General features: G+C 71.7%; 19 protein-coding genes. 16 read left to right on the plus strand and 3 right to left on the minus strand.

Going from position 1 to position 19,591, the window contains the following annotated elements:
* Positions 1 to 27: 27 nt before the first annotated feature.
* Positions 28 to 531, minus strand: a complete 504-nt coding sequence (locus ACQEVB_RS13840) for a MarR family winged helix-turn-helix transcriptional regulator (RefSeq protein WP_432970074.1) — start codon at positions 529 to 531, stop codon at positions 28 to 30.
* Positions 532 to 629: 98 nt separating this feature from the next.
* Between ACQEVB_RS13840 and ACQEVB_RS13845 the strand changes: the two genes are divergently transcribed.
* The 3 genes from ACQEVB_RS13845 (at position 630) to ACQEVB_RS13855 (ending at position 2,593) form a co-directional block, all read left to right on the plus strand.
* Positions 630 to 1,217, plus strand: a complete 588-nt coding sequence (locus ACQEVB_RS13845; protein WP_432970077.1) for an NADPH-dependent F420 reductase — start codon at positions 630 to 632, stop codon at positions 1,215 to 1,217.
* Between the two features lie 7 nt (positions 1,218 to 1,224).
* Positions 1,225 to 2,046 (plus strand): SDR family NAD(P)-dependent oxidoreductase, encoded by an 822-nt coding sequence (locus ACQEVB_RS13850; protein WP_432970080.1) that lies wholly within the window; start codon positions 1,225 to 1,227, stop codon positions 2,044 to 2,046.
* 355 nt (positions 2,047 to 2,401) lie between these two features.
* Entirely contained in the window at positions 2,402 to 2,593 is a 192-nt protein-coding gene (locus tag ACQEVB_RS13855) for a hypothetical protein (RefSeq protein WP_432970083.1), read from the plus strand.
* A 119-nt stretch (positions 2,594 to 2,712) separates the two neighbouring features.
* Here ACQEVB_RS13855 and ACQEVB_RS13860 read toward each other — a convergent pair whose 3' ends face one another.
* Positions 2,713 to 2,970, minus strand: coding sequence for a dsRBD fold-containing protein (locus tag ACQEVB_RS13860; protein WP_432970086.1), 258 nt, complete (start codon positions 2,968 to 2,970; stop codon positions 2,713 to 2,715).
* Between the two features lie 161 nt (positions 2,971 to 3,131).
* Positions 3,132 to 4,001 carry an NmrA/HSCARG family protein gene (locus ACQEVB_RS13865; protein WP_432970089.1) on the minus strand — a complete coding sequence of 290 codons (870 nt, stop codon included), beginning with the start codon at positions 3,999 to 4,001 and terminating at the stop codon, positions 3,132 to 3,134.
* 92 nt (positions 4,002 to 4,093) lie between these two features.
* Between ACQEVB_RS13865 and ACQEVB_RS13870 the strand changes: the two genes are divergently transcribed.
* The 13 genes from ACQEVB_RS13870 (at position 4,094) to ACQEVB_RS13930 (ending at position 19,582) form a co-directional block, all read left to right on the plus strand.
* A complete protein-coding gene (locus ACQEVB_RS13870; RefSeq protein WP_432970092.1) occupies positions 4,094 to 4,879 on the plus strand; it encodes an AraC family transcriptional regulator in 786 nt (261 codons plus the stop codon).
* A gap of 76 nt (positions 4,880 to 4,955) precedes the next feature.
* Positions 4,956 to 6,542, plus strand: a complete 1,587-nt coding sequence (locus tag ACQEVB_RS13875; RefSeq protein WP_432970095.1) for an AMP-binding protein — start codon at positions 4,956 to 4,958, stop codon at positions 6,540 to 6,542.
* 40 nt (positions 6,543 to 6,582) lie between these two features.
* Positions 6,583 to 7,470, plus strand: coding sequence for an amidohydrolase family protein (locus tag ACQEVB_RS13880; RefSeq protein ID WP_432970098.1), 888 nt, complete (start codon positions 6,583 to 6,585; stop codon positions 7,468 to 7,470).
* Positions 7,470 to 8,306 carry an SDR family oxidoreductase gene (locus ACQEVB_RS13885; protein ID WP_432970101.1) on the plus strand — a complete coding sequence of 279 codons (837 nt, stop codon included), beginning with the start codon at positions 7,470 to 7,472 and terminating at the stop codon, positions 8,304 to 8,306. Before ACQEVB_RS13880 ends, ACQEVB_RS13885 begins: the two co-directional genes overlap by 1 nt.
* An 11-nt stretch (positions 8,307 to 8,317) precedes the next feature.
* The gene (locus ACQEVB_RS13890) at positions 8,318 to 10,153 is read left to right on the plus strand and encodes an LLM class F420-dependent oxidoreductase (RefSeq protein WP_432970108.1); all 1,836 of its coding nucleotides are present in this window, start codon (positions 8,318 to 8,320) and stop codon (positions 10,151 to 10,153) included.
* 243 nt (positions 10,154 to 10,396) lie between these two features.
* Positions 10,397 to 11,323, plus strand: coding sequence for an SDR family oxidoreductase (locus ACQEVB_RS13895; protein WP_432970111.1), 927 nt, complete (start codon positions 10,397 to 10,399; stop codon positions 11,321 to 11,323).
* A 47-nt stretch (positions 11,324 to 11,370) separates the two neighbouring features.
* Entirely contained in the window at positions 11,371 to 12,312 is a 942-nt protein-coding gene (locus ACQEVB_RS13900; RefSeq protein ID WP_432970114.1) for an MBL fold metallo-hydrolase, read from the plus strand.
* Positions 12,313 to 12,320: 8 nt separating this feature from the next.
* Entirely contained in the window at positions 12,321 to 13,226 is a 906-nt protein-coding gene (locus tag ACQEVB_RS13905; protein WP_432970117.1) for an SMP-30/gluconolactonase/LRE family protein, read from the plus strand.
* Positions 13,216 to 14,631 (plus strand): amidohydrolase family protein, encoded by a 1,416-nt coding sequence (locus ACQEVB_RS13910; RefSeq protein ID WP_432970120.1) that lies wholly within the window; start codon positions 13,216 to 13,218, stop codon positions 14,629 to 14,631. Before ACQEVB_RS13905 ends, ACQEVB_RS13910 begins: the two co-directional genes overlap by 11 nt.
* Positions 14,632 to 14,653: 22 nt before the next feature.
* A complete protein-coding gene (locus tag ACQEVB_RS13915; RefSeq protein ID WP_432970123.1) occupies positions 14,654 to 16,036 on the plus strand; it encodes an MFS transporter in 1,383 nt (460 codons plus the stop codon).
* Positions 16,033 to 16,992, plus strand: a complete 960-nt coding sequence (locus tag ACQEVB_RS13920) for a fumarylacetoacetate hydrolase family protein (RefSeq protein WP_432970126.1) — start codon at positions 16,033 to 16,035, stop codon at positions 16,990 to 16,992. The genes ACQEVB_RS13915 and ACQEVB_RS13920 overlap by 4 nt, the downstream gene beginning before the upstream one ends.
* Positions 16,976 to 18,511, plus strand: a complete 1,536-nt coding sequence (locus ACQEVB_RS13925; protein WP_432970129.1) for an AMP-binding protein — start codon at positions 16,976 to 16,978, stop codon at positions 18,509 to 18,511. Before ACQEVB_RS13920 ends, ACQEVB_RS13925 begins: the two co-directional genes overlap by 17 nt.
* Positions 18,512 to 18,613: 102 nt before the next feature.
* The gene (locus ACQEVB_RS13930) at positions 18,614 to 19,582 is read left to right on the plus strand and encodes a LysR family transcriptional regulator (protein ID WP_432970132.1); all 969 of its coding nucleotides are present in this window, start codon (positions 18,614 to 18,616) and stop codon (positions 19,580 to 19,582) included.
* The last annotated feature ends 9 nt before the right edge of the window (positions 19,583 to 19,591 follow it).

The raw sequence follows: 19,591 nt of genomic DNA on the forward strand, positions 1-19,591 counted from the left end.
GCTCGGCGGCCGCGGTGTCGCCGCAGGTCAGCGTGTCGTGCCTGTGACGCGTCTGCGTGGTGGGGGGAGCTGCACGAGGCCGCGGAGGTGGCGGCGGGTGATGTCCATGATCGTGGCGAGTTGGGTGATCTGGTCGTCTGTGAGCAGGTCGATCAGGCCCTCTCGCACCGTGTTCACGTGTCCGGGCGCGGCTCGGTGGAGGATTCGGCGTCCTTCGTCGGTGATGACGGCGAGGACGCCGCGCTCGTCGGCGGGGTTGGCCTCGCGCCGGAGCAGGCCGGCCTTCTCCAGTTGGGTGGCCTGGTAGGTCAGGCCGTTGCGGGAGCAGATCATCCGCTCGGCCAGGTCGGACATGCACAGGTGCCCGGTCGGGCTCTCGTCGAGGTGGTGCAGGACCTCGTACTGAACCTTGGTGAGCCCACCTTCCTGGCGTAGCTGCCGGTCCACGTGCCGGTCCAGGAGCTCGTAGGTCTCCAGGAAGCCGGACCAGGCACGCATCTCGGTCTCGTTCAGCCACCGGGTCTCGCTCACGACGTACACCATACGGCTTGATTCCAATTGGAACCATCTGTAGGTTCGGCGCCGGTAGTTCCAATTGGAACCACATGTTCGTCCTGGAGGAGAACCAGATGAGGATCAGCGTCATCGGCGCCGGCAACGTCGGCTCGGTGCTGGCTCGGCGCCTCACCGAAACCGGCCATGACGTGACCACCGCCAACACCGCCACCCCGGTGGCCGAGGTCGCTGCGCAGGTCAGCGCCGCCGAGCTCGTCGTGCTGGCCGTGCCCTTCGCCGCGGTGGCCGGCCTCGACGAAGCGGTCAAGGCGGCGCTGACCGGAAAGATCGTGGTCGACGCGACGAACCCGCTGGCCGCGGACTTCATGTCGCTGACCGTCGGCCACACCACCTCGGGCGGGGAGCAGGTCGCCGCCGCGCTGCCCGGTGCGACCGTGGTGAAGGCGTTCAACAGCGTGTTCGCCGGCCGGCTCGGCGCGCCCGACACCGACGGCGGCACGCTGTTCCTGCCGGTGGCCGGCGACGACGACGCTGCCAGGAAGACCGTCGTCGAACTGGGTGCGCAGCTCGGTTTCGACGCCGTGGACGTCGGCCCGTTGGCCAACGCCCGATACCTGGAGCCGGTCATCGAACTGCTCATCCAGCTCGCCTTCGGCAAGGGCATGGGTGCCGACATCGGTCTCGTGCTGACCCGGAAGTAGGGACGGGATGAACGGCGAGACAGTCCTGATCACCGGGTCGACCGACGGTCTCGGCCGGCACCTCGCCGTGCGGTTGGGCGGGGCGGGCGCACGTGTCCTCGTGCATGGACGCGACGGCCGGCGCGCCGGGCTCGTGCGGTCACAGATCCTGGCCGCCGGCGGCCCCGATCCCGTCGTCCTGCTCGCCGACCTGGCCGAGCTGGGTCAGGTCGACCGGCTCGCCGACGACGTCGCCCGGCACGTCGACCGGCTGGACGTGCTGGTCAACAACGCCGGTGTCGGGTTCGGCCGACCGGGCGCGGCGAGACGACTCAGCGCCGACGGTGTCGAACTGCGGTTCGCGGTCAACCACCTGGCCGGGTACCGGCTCACCCGGTTGCTGCTGCCGCTGCTGCGATCCTCGACCGCCGCCAGGATCGTGAACGTGGCCTCGGCCGGCCAGCACCCCATCGACTTCGCCGACCCGATGCTCGAACGCCACTACGACGGGGTCACGGCCTACCGGCGCAGCAAGCTCGCACAGATCATGTCCGGCTTCGACCTGGCCGACGAACTACGCGGCGAGGTCACGGTCAACTCCCTGCACCCGGCCTCGTTCATGGACACGACGATGGTGCACGAGGCCGGCACCGCTCCGCGCAGCACCGTCACGCAGGGCAGCGACGCGACACTGCGGCTGATCACCGGCGCGGCATCGCGGCTGACGGGACGCTACTTCAACGGAGAACGCGAGGACCGGGCCAACGACCAGGCCTACGACCCGCACGCGCGCCGCCGTCTCCAGCAGCTGTCGGACGAGCTGATCGCCGCCGCCCACACCCGCCGCTGACACAAGACAAGCCCGGCACCTGCGTCGCACGCAAGCGGATGCTGCTCGCGGGCCGCATCGTCGCCCCCGGCCGCAAGGTCGCAGCCTCGCTCGCCCACGGCGCGTTCTTCGGATCGGCTCGATCGTCGCAGCCGGGCTGCGGACAGCTCCGAGCACCCCGGCCTGATGGACTTCGATACCTGGCTGGCCGAGCACGGCGTCCGGCAGTTCGCGGCCCGGTCGAGCACCTACACTCGTCGGCGTGATGCCGGGCAGTGCCGGCGGCGCGCCCACTCGCACGAGACCCTAGGAGGAACGCGAGCCGCGCAGCCGCTCTCCCCCCGGCTCACCTGATGATCGAGAGGGGGTGAGGTTCGTGACCACCCCGATCCATGAAGGCGATGTCATCGCCGTGCGCGTCACCAAGGTGCTGCCGTTCGGCGTGCTCGTCGAGACCTCGACCGGCGTGCCAGGGCTGATGCGTCCTGGTCGGGTCGAGCTCGGCGCCGTCGTCGACGTCCGGGTCGACGAGTTCGACGGCGAACGGTTCTCCGCCGGCCCGGTCTGACCCGGGCACTGCCCGGGGCAGGACATGGTCCTGTCCCGGGTCACGGCCGGCCATAACGGTCGCGGGCGCCGATCCGGCGTCGAGTGCGAGCACGATCGTCCCGGGCCGCTGCAGGAGTGTCACCGCAGCGGCCGGACCGGTCCGGCCGCGTGCTCGGTGGCGGTCCGTCGCAGGTGCTCGGCCAGGTCGGTCAGCGCACGGGCGGTCGCCAAGGCCTCGCCGATGCGCGGTGCCCGTTCGTCGGTCATCTCCCCGATGACGGTGCCCTGACCCGTGAGGTGGTCGGCGTCGCGCTGGTGCAGGTGCGCCTCGGCGTGGGTGATGCTCTCGACGCGGCGGATGTCGATCACGACCGTCCATCGCTGCACTCCGTCCACGGGTCCGTCCTCTCCTGCGTAGGTCAGGGGAGTCTGCTCCGCAGGGCGTGTGCGGACCAGGGCCGAACGTCCACGGTGACGAGACCGGTCGGTGTGTGAGCACAAGGGCATCCCGGTGACGGCCGTGCCCAGAGCGCCGAGACGGTGGGCACGACCGAGGCTCAGGAACCAGCCACGTCCGTGGGCGGGGTCCAGCCGGTGGATCGGATCCACTCGGCCAGGTCGAGGGTGGCCGGCTCGATCGCCCGCACCGCCGCGAGATCCGACGGGTGTTCCGCCGCCTTCGCGAACTGGCGGAACATCGCCCTGTCGAGGTCGCTGGGAAGCGCGCTCAACGGGAGGGCCTCGTAGCGTGCCGGGAGCCCGGCGCGCGCGCCGAACGCCGCGGCGATCTGCGGGCCCGTCAACTCGTCGCCGACGAGCTCGACGGCTCCGCCGGGTGCCTCCGCGGTGTCGAGCAGGAGCGCGGCGGCGACCCGGCCGACGTCCCTGACCGAGATCATCTTGACGGCGACGTCCTCCGGAAGCGGCAGCCTCAGCACGAGCTCTCCGTGCTCCAGGCTCGGGGCCATCACCTCCATGAAGGGGGCCGGGCGCACCATCGTGGCCCTGGGGCCGGACTTCCTCAGGTGCTCCTCGATCGAGTGCTTCGAGTCGTGGTGCGGCACACCCGACTCCCGGTCCGCGCCGAAGACCGAGTGGAACACGACGTGCGGGACGCGTGCCGCGACCGCTGCGTCGACGAGCGCGGTGCCGATGCGGATCTCCGTCTGGACCTCGTCGAGGGTGTTCGCCTCCGGGGTCATGAAGGAGAACGCCTCGACGGCCGTCAGCGCGGTGGCCAGCGACGCCGGGTCGTCGGTACGGATGGTCGCCAACTCGACGCCGCGGGCGGCCAGCGCCCGAGCCCGGACGGACTGCGGGTTGCGGACCAGGGCCCGGACCGGCGCCTGGTGGTCCAGCAGCGCGTCGACCACCGCCCCGCCCTGTTGCCCCGTCGCGCCGAAGACTGCGATCGTGCCGGTCGTCATGGCTCCACGATGCGGTCTGCGGCGCCGGGCGCGCCACCGGTATCGCGCCAGGTTCTTCCGAAAACCCGCCAGCGGCGGGTAGCCTCGACCGCGTGCCCGACCTCAGCGGCGAGCCGAGCTTCTGCACCGACGACGCGCCGTTGTCGGCGCAGCTGGCCCATGGCGCCGACGTGGCCCCGCACTTCCACGACTACGGCCAGCTCCGCTACGCCGCGCGTGGGGCCCTGGTCACTGCGACCCAGGTGGGCACCTGGGTGGCGCCGGCCAGTCGGATCATGTGGGTGCCGCCCTTCGCGGTGCACAGCAGCAAGGCGTACGGCGAGACGGACATCCGGGTGCTGTCGCTGCCCGTGACGCTGACCGGAGCGCTGCCCGCCGAGCCGTCGGTCTTCGTGGCGAGCGCGTTGCTGCGCGAGGCCTATCTGGCGCTGATGAACGACGGCGAGCCGCTGGAGAGCCCCCGTGCGCGGCTGCTGATCGACGTCGTGCTCGCCGAGCTCGCCCGCGCCGCACCGGAGCCGCTGCGCCTGCCGGAGCCGAGCGACCGGCGTCTCAAGGCGGTCACCGACCTGCTCCACCTGGACCCGGCGAGCCCGGCGACCCTGGCAGAGCTGGGCCACCGCACCGGCGCCAGCGAACGCACCCTGAGCCGACTGTTCGGCAGCGAGCTGTCGATGAGCTTCCACCAGTGGCGCACCCTGCTGCGCACCCAACGGGCGCTGATCGAGCTCAGCGACGGTGCCTCGGTCACCGACACGGCGATCCGGCTGGGCTGGTCGAACCCCAGCAGCTTCATCGACGCCTTCACCGAGCTGGTCGGTCAGACACCCGGCCGCTATCGCTCGTCGGCCCGGTCCTCCCGCAGCTCCCCCGGGTGAGAGGTTGGCGGGGTAGCCGTAGTTCCTGGCGGAACATCGGAGGCAGCCCGATGGTGGGTGAACCCACGCTGGACGGGTGACTCCCTCCACCACCACCCAGAGCTCCTCGCCGGCGTCGGCGGCCGCGGCCGGTGCGACGCTGAGCGACCTCATCGTCCATTCGCTGACGCGGCACAGCTCGTCGGAGGCGTTCGTCGCGGGCGACCGGCGACTGACCTACGCCCAGGTGCGGGACCTGGTGTCGCAGTACATGGGGGCGCTCGGTCGGCGCGGCGTCGGCCTGGGGGTGGGCGTCACCATGCTCAGCCCGAACATGCCCGAGTCCTGGATCGTGCAGGCTGCGACGTACCTCCTCGGCGGGCGCTTCACGGGACTCCAGGCCCTCGCCTCGGTGCAGGACCACATCGCGGTCTGCGAGGACGCCGAGGCAGCCGTGCTCGTGGTGTCGGCGTCTCTCGAGGAGCACGGCCGGCAGGTCCTCGACCAGGTCGACTCGTTGCGCCATCTGCTGGTGGTGCCGACCGGCGGGGGCCTGCCCGAGGGCGAGTCCTACGCCGCACGAGCGCTCGATGCCGGGCCCGCCACCGAGTCCGACGTCGCGTGGCTGCAGTACACCGGCGGCACGACCGGTCGGCCCAAGGGCGTGATGCTGCCGCACCGGGCGATGGTGCAGGTGGCGCTCTCGCACCTGGTGGACTTCGAGATGCCGCTCCTGCCGCGCTACCTGGCTGCGGCGCCGCTCACCCACGCCACCGTGCTCAGCGTCGTCCCGACCCTGCTGCGGGGTGGGACGGTCGTCGTCGAGCAGGGCTTCGACCCCGGCCGCTTCTTCGACGTCATCGAAGCGGAGCGCATCAACTGCCTCATCGGGATGCCGACGATGATCTACGCGCTGCTCGACCACGCCCGGCCGGAGACCAGGGACCTGTCGAGCCTCGAGGTGTTCTGGTACGCCACCGGGCCGATGTCGCCGGTGCGACTGGCCGAGGCGCGCGAGCGCATCGGGCCGGTCTTCTGCCAGATCTACGGCCAGACCGAGTCGACCGGCGTCGGGACCGTGCTGCCCAAGGCCGCGCACGAGACGGCTGACCTCGCGCGGCTCGGGTCCTGCGGCCGGCCGGTCCTCGGTAACCGCATCCGGCTGGTCGACGACGGCGGCCGCGACGTGCCCGTGGGCGAGGTCGGCGAGATCGTCATGCGCAACCGCGGCGTCATGCTCGGCTACCGGAACCTGCCCGAGCAGACCGACGAGGCACTCGAGGACGGCTGGCTCCACACCGGCGACCTCGCCCGCCAGGACGACGAGGGCCTGCTCCACATCGTGGACCGCAAGAAGGACATGATCATCTCCGGCGGCTTCAACATCTACGCCAGCGAGGTCGAGGCGGCCCTGACCGGTCATCCGTCGGTGAGCTCGGCCGCGGTCATCGGCGTACCCGACGAGCGGTGGGGCGAGATCGTCGCCGCGTTCGTGGTGGCCCGCTCGGGGCATGAGATCGACGGGCCCGCGCTCCAGGCCTTCGTCAAGCAGGTGAAAGGGGCGATGTACGCGCCCAAGCAGGTCGTGGTCGTCGACTCGCTGCCCCAGACCGCTGTCGGAAAGGTCGACAAGAAGGCACTGCGGGCTCCCTACTGGCGCGACTCGACGCGCAACGTCCACTGACCCATCAGATCCATCAGACCCGCAGCATCGAGGAACAGCGTTGAGCACAGACCCGACCCCCCGCCTGATCGACTTCCACTCCCACTGGGGCACCGAACGAGGCTGGCGAGGCAGTCCGTACGAGACCGCGGCCGACCGCGAAGCACTGCGGGGCTACTTCAAGTGGGGCATGAGCTTCGTCAGCGACGAGGAGCAGGCCGAGCAGTTCCGCACGGCGAACGCCCGGGTGATGCTGGACTTCGCCTTCACCTACAGGTTGGAGGTCGGCGCCGTCCGGGAGCAGCACGACTACGCCTTCGACTTCGCGCGCCGGCACCCCGACGTCGTCCTCGGTCACTGGATCGGCATCGATCCCACGCAGCCGGCCCACGTCAAGGAGCTGGAGCGCTGCCTCAGCGACGGGCCCGGGCTGATCGGACTGGCGGTGCACGCGTTCACACCGGCCGGCACGCCGGACGAGCCGGGCTGGGAGGCCTGCCTGAACCTGTGTCGCGAGGCCGGCCGTCCCGTCCTGGTGCACGTCGGGATGTCGGCGACCGGCGCCGGCACGCGCGGCGGCATGGGCATCACCCTGGAGGGCAGCCACCCGCGCTACGTCGATCGGGTGGCCGCGCGCCACCCCGACCTCAACGTGATCGCGGGCCGGGTGGCCTGGCCCTGGCAGTCGGAGATGATCGCGACGGCCCTGCACAAGGGGAACGTCTGGATGGAGCTGCACGGCTGGTCCCCGCGCTACTTCCCCGACGAGCTCAAGCGCGAGATCGGGAAGCGGCTGCGCAAGCGGGTCTTCTTCGGCGCCGACTACCCGATGCTCAGCCACGAGCGGCTGGTCGCCGAGTGGCGCGAGCAGGGCTATCCCGCCGACGTCCTCGACGACGTCTTCACGGGCAATGCCGAGGCCTTCCTCGCCGAGATCGGGGTGGCGTGATGGACCTGGGACTGACCGGCAAGGTCGCCATCGTCGGTGGCGGTAGCGACGGGCTCGGCTTCGCGATCGCCGAGCGCCTCCTGGCCGAGGGCGCCCACGTCGCCTTCTTCGCGCGGCGCGCGGAGAAGGTCGCCGCAGCGGAGCGGCAGCTCGCCGAGTCCTACGGCGAGGAGCGGGTCCTCGGCCTGGCCGCCGACTGCTCGAGCGCCGCGGACCTGGAGCGGGTGACCGCCTCGACGCTGGAGCGGTTCGGGGACGCCGTCCACGTGCTGGTGACCAACGACGGCGGACCGCCGATCCGGCGGATCTCCGAGCTCACCGACGAGGTCTGGCTGCAGGCCTTCGAACGGCACTTCTTCTACGTCGTCAGGTCCGTGCGCGCCACGCTGCCGCACATGACGGCCGAGGGCGGCAGCATCCTCAACGTCGTGTCGGCGGTCGCCCGGCGTCCCGCGGTCGGCATGGCCGCGCCGACGACGGTGTGGTCGGCGGTGATCGGCTACGCGCAGACCCTCGCGCTCGAGGTCGGTGCGCAGAACATCAGCGTCAACACGCTGCTGGCCGGCTACTTCGACACTCCGCTGCTCGCCAAGACCATCGAGCGTCAGCCCGAGCTGTCCAGGGAGCGGCTGGGGAGCACGGTGCCGATGGGACGCATCGGCGCACCGCGGGAGTTCGCGGACATCGTCGCGACGCTGGTCTCACCGGGCGCGAGGTTCGTGACCGGCACGGTGACCCCGGTCGACGGAGGCGCCGGCGTCGGGCTGGGCGCCAGCTTCGACTCCGCGGCTCCCGCGGCTCCCGCGGCTCCCGCGCCGACGGGCGCCCGGTCGTGAGGCTGTCGACCATGCTCACCCACGGCGGCGATCCGCGGGCGCTCGCCGAGCAGGTCGCTGCCTTCGAGGCCGCCGGGCTCGACATGGTGTGGGTCGGGGAGGGCTACGGCTTCGACGCCCCGACGCTGATGGGCTACCTCGCGGCGCGCACCTCGACCGTCGAGATCGGATCGGCGATCCTCAACGTCTACTCCCGCACGCCGACCCTGCTCGCTCAGACCGCAGCGGGCCTCGACAGCGTCTCCGGCGGCCGCGCCGTCATCGGCCTGGGTGCCTCCGGACCGCAGGTCGTCGAGAGCTGGCACGGCGTGCCCTTCGCCCGGCCCGTCGGTCGGACCGAGGAGGTCGTGGAGATCATGCGCGCCGCCCTGCGCCGTGAGCCGGTCGAGCACGACGGCCCGTCCTTCCAGGTGCCGCTCCCCGGGCACCTCGGCAGGCCGCTCAAGCTGGTGAGCAGGCCGCCGCGTCCCGCGGTCCCGATCTACCTCGCCGCACTGGGCCCGAAGTCGGTCGAGGGCGCCGCGGCGTACGCCGACGGCTGGCTGTCCTTCCTCTACTCGCCCGAGGACGCCGCTCGGGTGTGGGGCGACGCGCTCGCCGCCGGCGCGGCCGCGCGCTCCGCGGATCTCGCCCCGCTGGAGATCGTGGCCGGTGGCGTGGTGGCCATCGGGGAAGACGTGAAGGGTGCCCTCGACCTCGTCCGTCCGATGTTCGCCCTCTACATCGGCGGCATGGGCGGTCGCGGCACGAACTTCTACAACGACCTCGTTCGTCGGTACGGCTTCGAGGACGAGGCCCGGCGGATCCAGGAGCTCTACCTCGACGGCAAGAAGCAGGAGGCCGCGGCCGCCGTACCGCTCGAGCTGCTGGAACGGGTCAACCTCGTCGGCCCGGCGTCGTACGTCAAGGAACGGATCGAGGCCTTCCGTGAATCGGGCGTGACCAACCTCCAGGTGACCCCGGTCGGTGACGACCCCTCCGAGCTGGTGCGTCGCCTCAAGGAGTGGGTGGCGCAGGATGAGCCGATCGAATCGCCGCTCGGCGCCCCCGTACAGCGAGGCGGGGAGTTCCCGAGCATCGAGGCCCTTGCCGCGCAACTTCGCCATGCGGAGCTGACCCGCTGCACCATCCCGCCGCTGTCGGAGCAGGTCCCGGGGTTGAGCGTCGCGGACGCCTACCGGATCCAGCAGCTGAACGTCTCCCGCCGCCTCCGGGACGGCGGTGTCATCGTCGGTCAGAAGGTCGGCCTGACCTCCGTGGCCATGCAGGAACAACTCGGCGTCGACGAGCCCGACTACGGGGTCCTCTTCGCCGACATGCTCGTGGACGACGGCCGATCGATCCCCGTATCGGGTCTGATCCAGCCGCGGGTCGAGGCGGAAGTGGCCTTCGTCATGGAACGCGAACTGCGCGGACCAGGCGTTACGGAAGCCGACGCGCTCGAAGCGATCGCGGGCGCGCTTCCTGTCATCGAGGTGATCGACAGCCGCATCACTGCGTGGAAGATCGGCTTGACCGACACGATCGCCGACAACGCGTCGTGCGCGAAGGTCGTTCGCGGTGGAGTCGTGACGCCGATCGCGGACGTCGATCTCCGCACCATCGGGATGGTCCTCACCATCGACGGCGAGGTCGTGTCGACGGCAGCCGGAGCCGCCGTGCTGGGGAACCCGATTCGCGGGCTCGTCTGGCTCGCCGACAAGTTGGGCGAGTTCGGAGTCTCACTGCGGCCCGGTGATCTCGTGCTCGCCGGCGCGCTCCACGCGTCCGTTCCGGTGGCCGGAGGAATGTCGGTGCGCGCCGAGTTCGCGAACCTCGGCGGGGTCACGGCCGATTTCACTTCCTGACGGTGACCGCAAAGCCTGCGTTGGGACGGTGAGAATTCGTATTCTTGCCGGGAATACCGACTATGCCGAATCGGCATTTGGGTCGCGCGCGCGGCTGTAGTTACGGTGGCTGCAGCGGTCCTCACCTGGTGGCTTGGCGGAATCGGGGACGTCGATCGAATACGGCGAAATGCGTCCCGCAGCGCCGGTCGGCGGCTTTCCACTCGTCTCAGGGCCGTTCGACAGCGAAGCTGGAGGTGTTGTATGCGCGTGCTCGTCACCGGTGCGTCGGGATGGATCGGCTCGGCGGTCGTGCCCGAGCTCGTCGGAGCGGGGCACACGGTCACCGGGCTGGCCCGGTCGGACGCATCGGCGGTCGCCGTCGAGGCGCTCGGCGCGGAGGTCGTCCGCGGGTCGGTCGAGGACCTCGACCTGCTGCGCGCGGCGGCCGCGTCGGCCGACGCCGTCGTGCACCTCGCCTTCCGGCACGACATCGCCTTCGCCGGCCGCTTCGCCGAGGCCGTCGCGTCGGACGTCGCCGCGATCGAGGCACTGGGGGCGGGGCTGCCGTCCGGTGGTGCCATCGCGGTGGCCGCGGGCATGCTCGGGCACGGGCAGAAGGGGATCCCGGCCACGGAGCGCGACTCGGCCACCCCGGGCGGAGTGGGCGAGGCTCGGCTGCCGCCGACCGCCGCCGCCCTCGCCCTCACCGAGCGCGGGCTGCGGTCGTCGGTGGTGCGCCTGTCGCCGACCGTCCACGGCGAGGGCGACCGCGGGTTCGTGGCCACCCTCGTCGAGCTGGCCCGCAAGCACGGGTTCTCCGGATACGCGGGCGACGGGTCGGCGCGCTGGACGGCGGTGCACGTCCGCGACGCCGCGCGGCTGCTCCGGCTGGCCATCGAGGTGGCGCCGGCGGGATCCGTGCTGCACGCCGTCGCCGACGAGGCCATCTCGGTGCGTGAGATCGCCGAGGCCGTCGGACGCCACCTCGACGTCCCGACGCGTTCGGTCCCGGCCGAGCACGTCGACGAGCACTTCGGCTTCCTGGGGATGTTCCTCGGCATCGACGGCCCGGCCTCCAGCGCGATCACCCGCGAGCTGACGGGCTGGGCGCCGCGCGAGCCGGGCCTGCTCGACGACCTGGCCCAGGGCCACTACTTCGAGCCCGGCACAGGCGGCAAGTGGGGGTGACCCCCGGTTCCACCCCTCACCGCAGAGGATCACGGACAGGAGACCCCATGGCATCCGCGCCCTTCTCACGTGGGCTGCACGAGGTGGCGCCGAACTGCTGGGCGTGGTTCGAACCGCCCGGCAGCTGGGGCCTGAGCAACTCGGGCATCGTGCGGATCGGTGACGAGCTGCTCGTCATCGACACCCAGAACGACGTCCCGCGGGCCCGTGCCGTCCGTGCCGCGGCAGTCGACCTCGGCGGCCCCGACTCGGTCACGACCGTCGTCAACACCCACGAGGACGGCGACCACTGGTTCGGGAACATGGTCTTCGAGGACGCCCGGATCGTCGCGACCACCGCTGCCGCGGACGGCATGCGGACGCTGCGGGTCGATCCCCGCCGGCTCGCCGACGTCGGCGCCGAGGGCAGCGCGCTGCGCCGCTGGTCGCGGTGGCGCGCGTCGATCTACGACTACGCGGGCTGGCGGCCGGTGTACCCGACCGAGACCTTCGACGGCGCGCACACGCTCAAGGTCGGGGACGGCGAGGTGGAGCTGCGCGCGGTGGGTCCGGCCCACACCGGGGGCGACGCGATCGTGCACGTCCCGGAAGCCGGCGTCGTCTACGCAGGCGACATCCTCTTCCACCGCTCCACGCCCATCGTGTGGGCGGGTCCGGTCTCCCGCTACATCGCGGCCTGCGACGTCATCCTGGCGCTCGACCCCGCCGTCGTCGTGCCCGGCCACGGCCCGGTCGCCGGCCCCTCGGGCGTCCGCGAGGCGCGCAACTACCTCTCCCGGCTGCTCGACCACGCGGGCCGGTGCGTCGAGGCCGGTACGTCCCTGGAGCAGGCCTACCGCAGCTTCGACCCCGGCGAGTACCGCCTGTGGCCGCACGCGTCGCGGGCGTTCCAGTCGATCCGCGCGGTGTACGCCGAGCTCCGGCCCGACCTCGCCGACCTCTCGTGGCTGGACGCGATGGAGATCGTGCTCACCGACGACGCGAGCTGAGGACGACCATGAACCAGTTCGACGTCGTTCTGGACGGGCGGTCCTTCCTCGAGGGGTCGCGGTGGCGAGCAGGCCGCGTGTGGGTGTCCGACTGCTACGCGGGCGAGGTGCTGAGCGTCCGTGCCGACGGGACCGACGCGCGGGTCGAGGCCACCGTCGAGGGGCAGCCGTCGGGCCTGGGCTTCCTGCCCGACGGGCGGCTGCTGGTCGCGTCGATGCTCGACAACCGCATCGTGCGCCGGGAGCCCGACGGCACCCTGGTCACCCACGCCGATCTGCGTGCACTGGCGGTGGGCGAGATCAACGACATGGCGGTCGACCCGTCGGGGACGTGCTGGGTCGGCTGCTTCGGCTTCGACCTGACCCACGGCGCGCCGTACGAGCCCGCGCCGCTGGTCCGGGTCGCCCCCGACGGCAGCGCCTCGGTGGTGGCGACGGGGCTGGCGTGCCCGAACGGCACGGTCTGCGACGGGCACCTCCTCGTCGTCGCGGAGACCTTCGCGGGCCGGATGGCGGCCTTCGACGTTGCGGGCGACGGCACCCTCACCGGTCGGCGGGTGTGGGCGGAGTTCGGCGACGAGCCGCCGGGAGTCGATGCCCTCGCGAAGCTGAACGGGGTGGACGTCGCGCCGGACGGCCTCGCGGAACCGGACGCGGAGGGCGCGATCTGGGTAGCCGACGCCACCCACCACCGGGCGTTGCGGGTCGGCGAGGGCGGCAAGGTGCTCGACGAGGTGGCCGTCGACGGCCAGGTGTACGACGTCACCCTCGGCGGGCCCGACGGTCGCACGCTGTTCCTGGCAGTCTCGCCGAGCTACCTGAAGAGCGAGCGCGCGCACACCCGCGACTCGGTCCTGCTGTCCCTGCGGGTCGACGTGCCGCTCCGGATCGTGGGAGGGACCGATGAGTGCTGACGGGGACGTGCGCGAGCGGCGTCTGGAGGCGCTCCTCGAACGGCACACCGCGCGTGAGCCGGTGGAGGAGACCCAGCAGATCCTCCTGCGCGGCGGGTCGGTGCTGTCGATGGACGATGCCGTGGGCGACTTCGCGGTCGGCGACGTGCTGATCGTGGGGGACCGGATCGCCGAGGTCGGCGCCTCGATCTCCGCGCCTGAGGCGGTCGTCGTCGACGCGCGTGACCACATCGTCATGCCGGGCTTCTGCGATCCGCACATCCACTGCTGGGAGGGCTCGCTCGGTCGGATCATCCCGGAGAACATCCCGCAGACCACGGAGGACGCGATCGGCGGTGCCCCGGTGTCGGGCCGCAGCTACATGTACGCCGCCCACCGCGCGTTCGCGCCGGCGTGCCGGCCGGAGGACATCTACGCCGGGACCCTGAACACCCTGCTGGCCGCGCTCAACGGTGGGATCACCACCGTCGTCGACAACATGCACAACGCCCGCTCGCCGGAGCACTCCGACGCCGGGGTCGAGGCGCTGCTCGCGTCCGGCGTGCGGGGTGTGCACGCCGTCGGCGCGCCGCGCGCGGGCAGCTGGGCGAACACGTTCCCGGCCGATGCGCGGCGGCTGCGGGCCCGGTACTTCGGTGGCGACGGCCTGTGCTCGATGCGCCTCTTCGCTGCCGGCTTCGACGACCTCACCGACCTCCTGCCCGTCCGCAAGGAACTCGATCTGTGGTTCTCCTTCGACAGCGGGATCGAGCAGCAGGACCTCGCCCGGCTGTACGCGGACGGATGGCTCGACGGGCGGGAGGCGATCAACCACGCGAACTTCCTCTCCCGCGAGCAGCGCCAGATCGTGATCGAGAACGGGGCGCACGTGAATGTGTGCCCCCGCATCGAGTCGCAGTTCCGGTACGGCCGGATCCCGTACGGCGAATGGGTCGAGCAGGGGCTGCGGCCGGGTCTGAGCAACGACAACCCGATGACGTTCGCGATCGACATGTTCGCCGAGATGCGTGCGCTCCACCTGGTGCAGCGGGTCGACCAGCACCGCTCCGGCAGCACCTCGGCGACCCTGCGGGAGATCGTGCAGTCCGCCACCCAGCAGGGTGCGAACAACTGCGGCGTGGGAGACGTCGCCGGCTCCCTCACCCCGGGCAAGAAGGCCGACGTCATCCTCGTCGACACGGCGGCGCCCCACCTCTTCCCCCGGAACAACGTGCTGGCCACGGTCGTGCAGGGCGCCGGGGTGGAGTCCGTCACCACCGTGGTGGTGAACGGCCGGATCGTCAAGTGGGACGGGCGCCTCGTCGGCGTCGACCTCGACGCGGTCCGGCGCCGGGTGCAGGAGTCCCACGACCACCTGCTGACGGCAGTGAACTGGACCTACGCCTCCGTCGACTTCGACGACTGAACCTCCACGAAGGATGCCTGCAATGACGCAATCATCATCGGTCGAGGCCGAGAGGGCGGCGAGGCGGAACATCCGCCTGGGCTCCTTGGGCGCCGCGCTCGAGTACTACGACTTCGTCGTCTACCTCTACGTGGCGACCTCGATCGGGCAGGCCTTCTTCCCGGCGGACATGTCGCCGACGATGCGGCTGGTCCAGACCTTCGCCATCTACTCCACCGGGCTCCTGATCAGGCCGGTCGCCGGGATCCTCATCGCCAGGGTGGCCGACCGGGTCGGGCGGAAGCGGCTGTTCATCATGACCGTGGTCGTCATGTCGGTGGCCACGCTGGGCATCGGGCTGCTGCCGACCTACGACCAGGTCGGTTTGCTCGCGCCGGTGCTGCTGTTGCTGCTGCGGGTCGCGCAGGGCTGCGCGGTCGGCGGGGAGATCCCCGCGGCCGCGGTCTTCGTCACCGAGCACGCCCGGGCGGACCGCGTCGCGCGGGCGGGCGCGTTCCAGCAGATGACGGCGTACAGCGGGTTCCTGCTCGGTGCCGGGGCGGCGTTCGGGGCCGGGCTCGTGGCGACGCACCTGACCCCGGACGCGCCCTCGCTCGCGTGGCGGCTCCCGTTCCTCGCCGGCGGGTTGCTCGGGGTCGTGGCCATCTACCTGCGCCGCACGATCGACGAGACGCCGGCGTTCGTCCGCGAGACGATCGAGCAGGGCAGGCGGCCGGCCGCTCCGATCCGCGAGGTGCTCGGCACGCATCGCCGTGCCGTCGCGTACGCGGTGCTCCTCGCCGTCGCACTGACGCTCGTGAACATCACCTACTTCAACTTCTGGCCGACCTACCTGCAGACCGTCCTCCGCCACTCCTCGACGACGTCGCTGGTCGCGAGCCTGGTCTCGATCGCGGGCGCGATGGCGTTCATGCCGGCCTGGGGCTACGTCGCCGACCGGTACGGCTGGAGCCGGATGCTGCTCGGCGCGGGTCTCTCGACCGCGGCCACCACGGTGCTGCTGCTGGTGGTCATCCCCACCCTGCCTCCGGGTTCCGGGCTCGCCGTGTGGATCCAGCTGCCCGCTGCGGTGACGGCCGGCGGGATCGCGGCCGCCACGCCCGGCATGGTCTCGGCCATCTTCCCGACCGAGGTGCGCCAGACCGGGTTCTCGCTGCCCTACAACATCGTCATCGCGGTGCTCGGCGGCTTCCTCAACCTGATCCTGGTGTGGCTGGTCGCGGGCGTCGGCGTCGCGGCGCCGATGTACGTGGTGCTGGTCGCGTGCGGCCTGACGGTCGTCGCCTCCGTCGTCGTACTGCGCATCCCCACCTACCTCGGCCGCGGGGCCCGCCCGACCCACGGGTTCTCGACGGCCGGCGACCCCGCGGCCGGCCGGCCCGGGCTCGAAGGAGCCATGTCGTGAAGTGGGTGACCTACGAGACGGGAGACGGTGTCCGCACCGGCGTGCTCGACGGCGAGTCCGTCCGCGGGCTCGCCGCGGGCACGACGCTGGAGGGGCTGCTGGCGAGCGGCGGTCTCGCCGAGGCGGGGGAGGACGCCAGGCGCGCCCCCGCGGAGGTCCGCAGCGTGGCGGAGGTCCGGCTGCTCGCCCCGCTGCGCAGGCCGCCGTCGGTGCGGGACGGGCTGTGCTTCCTCGACCACCTGCGCGGGTGCTACCGAGCGCTCGGCCGGGACGTCCAGCTGGCCGAGGTGTGGTCGCAGAACCCGGCCTTCTACTTCGCCAACGCGGACGCGATCGTCGGCCCGTACGACGACGTCCCGATCTCGCCGGGTTCCGCGATGTTCGACCTCGAGCTGGAGCTCGGCGCCGTGATCGGCCGCGGTGGCCGCGACCTGCACCCCGACCGTGCCGAGGAGCACATCGCCGGCTTCACGCTCTACAACGACTGGACCGCGCGCGACCACCAGCTCGTCGACATGGCCCAGGGCATCGGGATGGCCAAGAGCAAGGACGGCGCCATCACGCTCGGACCGGCGCTGGTCACCGTCGACGAGCTGGAGCCGTACCGCCAGGACGGGCGCCTGGTGCTGGAGCTGTCCGCGACGGTCAACGGTGCGGAGCTGACCAGCGGAACGCTCGACCGGATGGACTGGACCTTCGGTGAGCTGCTCGCGTACGTCTCGCGCGGGACGGACCTCCCACCCGGATCCGTGATCGGGTCCGGCACCGTTCCTGGCGGTTGCCTGCTCGAACACGTCGACACCCCCGAGCTGGGGGAGTTCACGTGCTGGCTGCAGCCGGGGGACGTGGTGAGCCTCAGCGGGACGGGACTGGGGGAGACCCGCCAGACTGTTACGCAGGGGGTCGATGTCGTTCCTCTGCGACGTGGGGAGGAGTCCCGTGCCGGACGTCGATGACACCGTCGAGCGCTGGCTGAGCGAGTACGGCGCACCCGACGCGAACCTCGCCACCCTGCTGTGCGACCGCCACGAGCCGGACGCCGTCGCGTTCCGGTTCGTGGACGCGGACCTGGCCGGGTCGACGATGACCTACGGCGAGCTCGCCGACCGGTCCCGACGCCTCGCCACCGCGCTCGCCGACCGGGGAGTGCAGCGTTCCGACCGGGTGGCGGTCCTGCTGTCCAAGCGCCCCGAGCTCGTCGTCACGCTGCTCGCGCTGTGGCGGCTGGGTGCGGTGCACGTGCCGCTGTTCACGGCCTTCGCCGAGGGCGCGATCCGGTTGCGGGTCGAGAGCGCCGGTGTGCGGCTGGTCGTGACCGAGCCGGAGCAGCGGGCGAAGCTCGCCGCGCTGGACGGTGTCGACGTGCTCGAGACCGGCGCGGGCTTCGACCGGCTCGTCAGTGACAGCGCGCCGTTGACCGCGTCCGAGACCGTCGGCGGCGACGGCGCCTTCCTGCAGCTCTACACCAGCGGCACGACCGGGAAGCCGAAGGGCGTCGTCGTCCCCGTACGGGCGCTCGCCGCCTTCCACAGCTACCTGCACCACGGGCTCGACGTGCGGGCCGAGGACGTCTACTGGAACGCGGCGGACCCGGGCTGGGCCTACGGGCTCTACTACGGCATCGTCGCGCCGATGGTCGGCGGGCGGGCCAACCTGCTGTTCCGCGGGGCGTTCACCCCGGAGTCGACGGCCGCGGTGATGCAGCGGTTCGGCGTGACCAACTTCGCCGGTGCCCCCACGATGTACCGGGCGATGAGCAAGGCGGCGGCCGGACCGATCCCGCTGCGCCGCGCCTCGTCCGCCGGCGAGCCGCTCACCCCGGACGTCGTGGCGTGGGGTGAGTCGACGTTCGGGGTCCCGATCGGGGACCACTACGGCCAGACCGAGCTGGGCATGGTCATCGGCAACCACTGGCACGACGACGTCGTGCGGCCGATCCGGGCGGGCTCGATGGGGCATCCGCTGCCCGGCTTCGTCGCCGGGGTGGTGGACGGCCAGATCGCGGTCGACGCGTCCGCGAGCCCGCTGTTCTGGTTCGGCGGCTACCAGGACGCACCGGAGAAAACGGCCGAGCGCTTCACCGAGGCCGGGCGGTGGTACCTGACCGGCGACACCGGCCGCGTCGACGAGGACGGGTACTTCTTCTTCACCGCCCGCGACGACGACGTCATCCTCGCCTCCGGCTACCGCATCGGTCCGTTCGACGTCGAGAGCGTGCTGATCACGCACCCCGCGGTCACCGATGTCGCCGTGGTCGGCAGACCGGACCCCGAGGGCATCCGCGGGGAGATCGTCGAGGCGTTCGTCGTCACCGGTGCCCCGCCGGAGGCGCGCGACGGGCTGGCGCGCGAGCTGCAGGACCTCGTGCGGGACACGTACTCGCGCCACGCCTACCCGCGTGCCGTCCACTTCGTCGACGCGCTGCCGAAGACGCCGAGCGGCAAGATCCAGCGGTTCCTGCTGCGGCGTGGCTGACCAGGCCTATTCCTCTCAGGAATAGATCTGTTACGGTGGTGGACGCACCGCCGTGACTGCGCCGCTGACCGCCGTCCCGGCCGGCCGGGACGAGGTGATCCGGTGGACATCCGGCAGATCCAGTACTTCACGACCATCGTCCGTGAGGGCAGCTTCAGCCGCGCGGCCCGCAAGCTGTACGTCGGCCAGCCTGCGCTCACCAAGCAGGTCCAGGCGCTCGAGCGCGAGCTGGGCGTCGAGCTGCTGGTACGTCGCCCCGACGGGGTCCGCCCGACGCTGGCCGGCGCCCGCCTCGACGATATGGCCCAGACCCTGCTCGGCTACGTGGACGACATCACGTCGGCGGTGCGGGAGGCAGCGGCGTCGCTGGTGGGCACCGTGCGACTCGGCCTGTCACCGTCGCTCGTCTCCGCGCTGGCCGGCCACCTGGAGGGACGCTTCGCCGAGGAACATCCGCAGGCGCGGATCGAGATCGTCGAGGCCCTGCCGATGTTCCTGGCGGAATGGGTCGAGGAGGGGCGGCTGGACCTCGGCATCTTCACCCACCAGCCCGGCCAGTCGAGCCCGCAGCTCTCGGTCACCGCGGTCGGTTCGGACGAGATGCTGCTCGTCGGGCGGCAGGACCTGCTCTCCGACGTCGGCGAGGAGGCCACCCCCGACGTTCTGCGGTCCCTTCGGCTGGTCCTGACCCCGGGCTTCCGCGGGCTGCTGCGCGCGAGCGTGGGGCTGGGGGAGGTGTGCGAGGACATCGTCTCCCGCACCGACTCGATCCACATGGTCCGGGACCTCGTGGTGCGGGGGGAGTACTGCTCGGTCCTGCCGTACACGTTCGTCCGGGACGACGTGGATGCCGGCGTCCTCGGCGCGAGGCCGTTCGCACCCGTGCTGGAGCGGCAGCTCGTGGCGGTGACCCGCGTGGGACGGCACTCCTCGCCCGCCGCGCGGGCCGTCGTCGAGCTGGCCAAGGCGCGCCTCCGCGAGCTAGCCGAACTCCGTGATCGGGCCCGTTCGGCGAGCTCGCCACCGCGAAAGCCGGGTTCCGGGGACTGCTCGACGGTCGCGACGGCGTGAACGAGGCCG

Origin of the sequence: Pseudonocardia sp. CA-107938, from assembly GCF_050936315.1 — a bacterium.
Classification (GTDB): domain Bacteria; phylum Actinomycetota; class Actinomycetes; order Mycobacteriales; family Pseudonocardiaceae; genus Pseudonocardia.

Excerpts from the sequence above, each read along its gene's own strand:
- ACQEVB_RS13845 (WP_432970077.1), top strand. The coding sequence starts at position 630 with ATGAGGATCAGCGTCATCGGCGCCGGCAACGTCGGCTCGGTGCTGGCT.
- ACQEVB_RS13850 (WP_432970080.1), top strand. The coding sequence starts at position 1,225 with ATGAACGGCGAGACAGTCCTGATCACCGGGTCGACCGACGGTCTCGGC.
- ACQEVB_RS13865 (WP_432970089.1), bottom strand. The coding sequence starts at position 4,001 with ATGACGACCGGCACGATCGCAGTCTTCGGCGCGACGGGGCAACAGGGC.
- ACQEVB_RS13885 (WP_432970101.1), top strand. The coding sequence starts at position 7,470 with ATGGACCTGGGACTGACCGGCAAGGTCGCCATCGTCGGTGGCGGTAGC.
- ACQEVB_RS13890 (WP_432970108.1), top strand. The coding sequence starts at position 8,318 with ATGCTCACCCACGGCGGCGATCCGCGGGCGCTCGCCGAGCAGGTCGCT.
- ACQEVB_RS13895 (WP_432970111.1), top strand. The coding sequence starts at position 10,397 with ATGCGCGTGCTCGTCACCGGTGCGTCGGGATGGATCGGCTCGGCGGTC.
- ACQEVB_RS13900 (WP_432970114.1), top strand. The coding sequence starts at position 11,371 with ATGGCATCCGCGCCCTTCTCACGTGGGCTGCACGAGGTGGCGCCGAAC.
- ACQEVB_RS13905 (WP_432970117.1), top strand. The coding sequence starts at position 12,321 with ATGAACCAGTTCGACGTCGTTCTGGACGGGCGGTCCTTCCTCGAGGGG.
- ACQEVB_RS13910 (WP_432970120.1), top strand. The coding sequence starts at position 13,216 with ATGAGTGCTGACGGGGACGTGCGCGAGCGGCGTCTGGAGGCGCTCCTC.
- ACQEVB_RS13915 (WP_432970123.1), top strand. The coding sequence starts at position 14,654 with ATGACGCAATCATCATCGGTCGAGGCCGAGAGGGCGGCGAGGCGGAAC.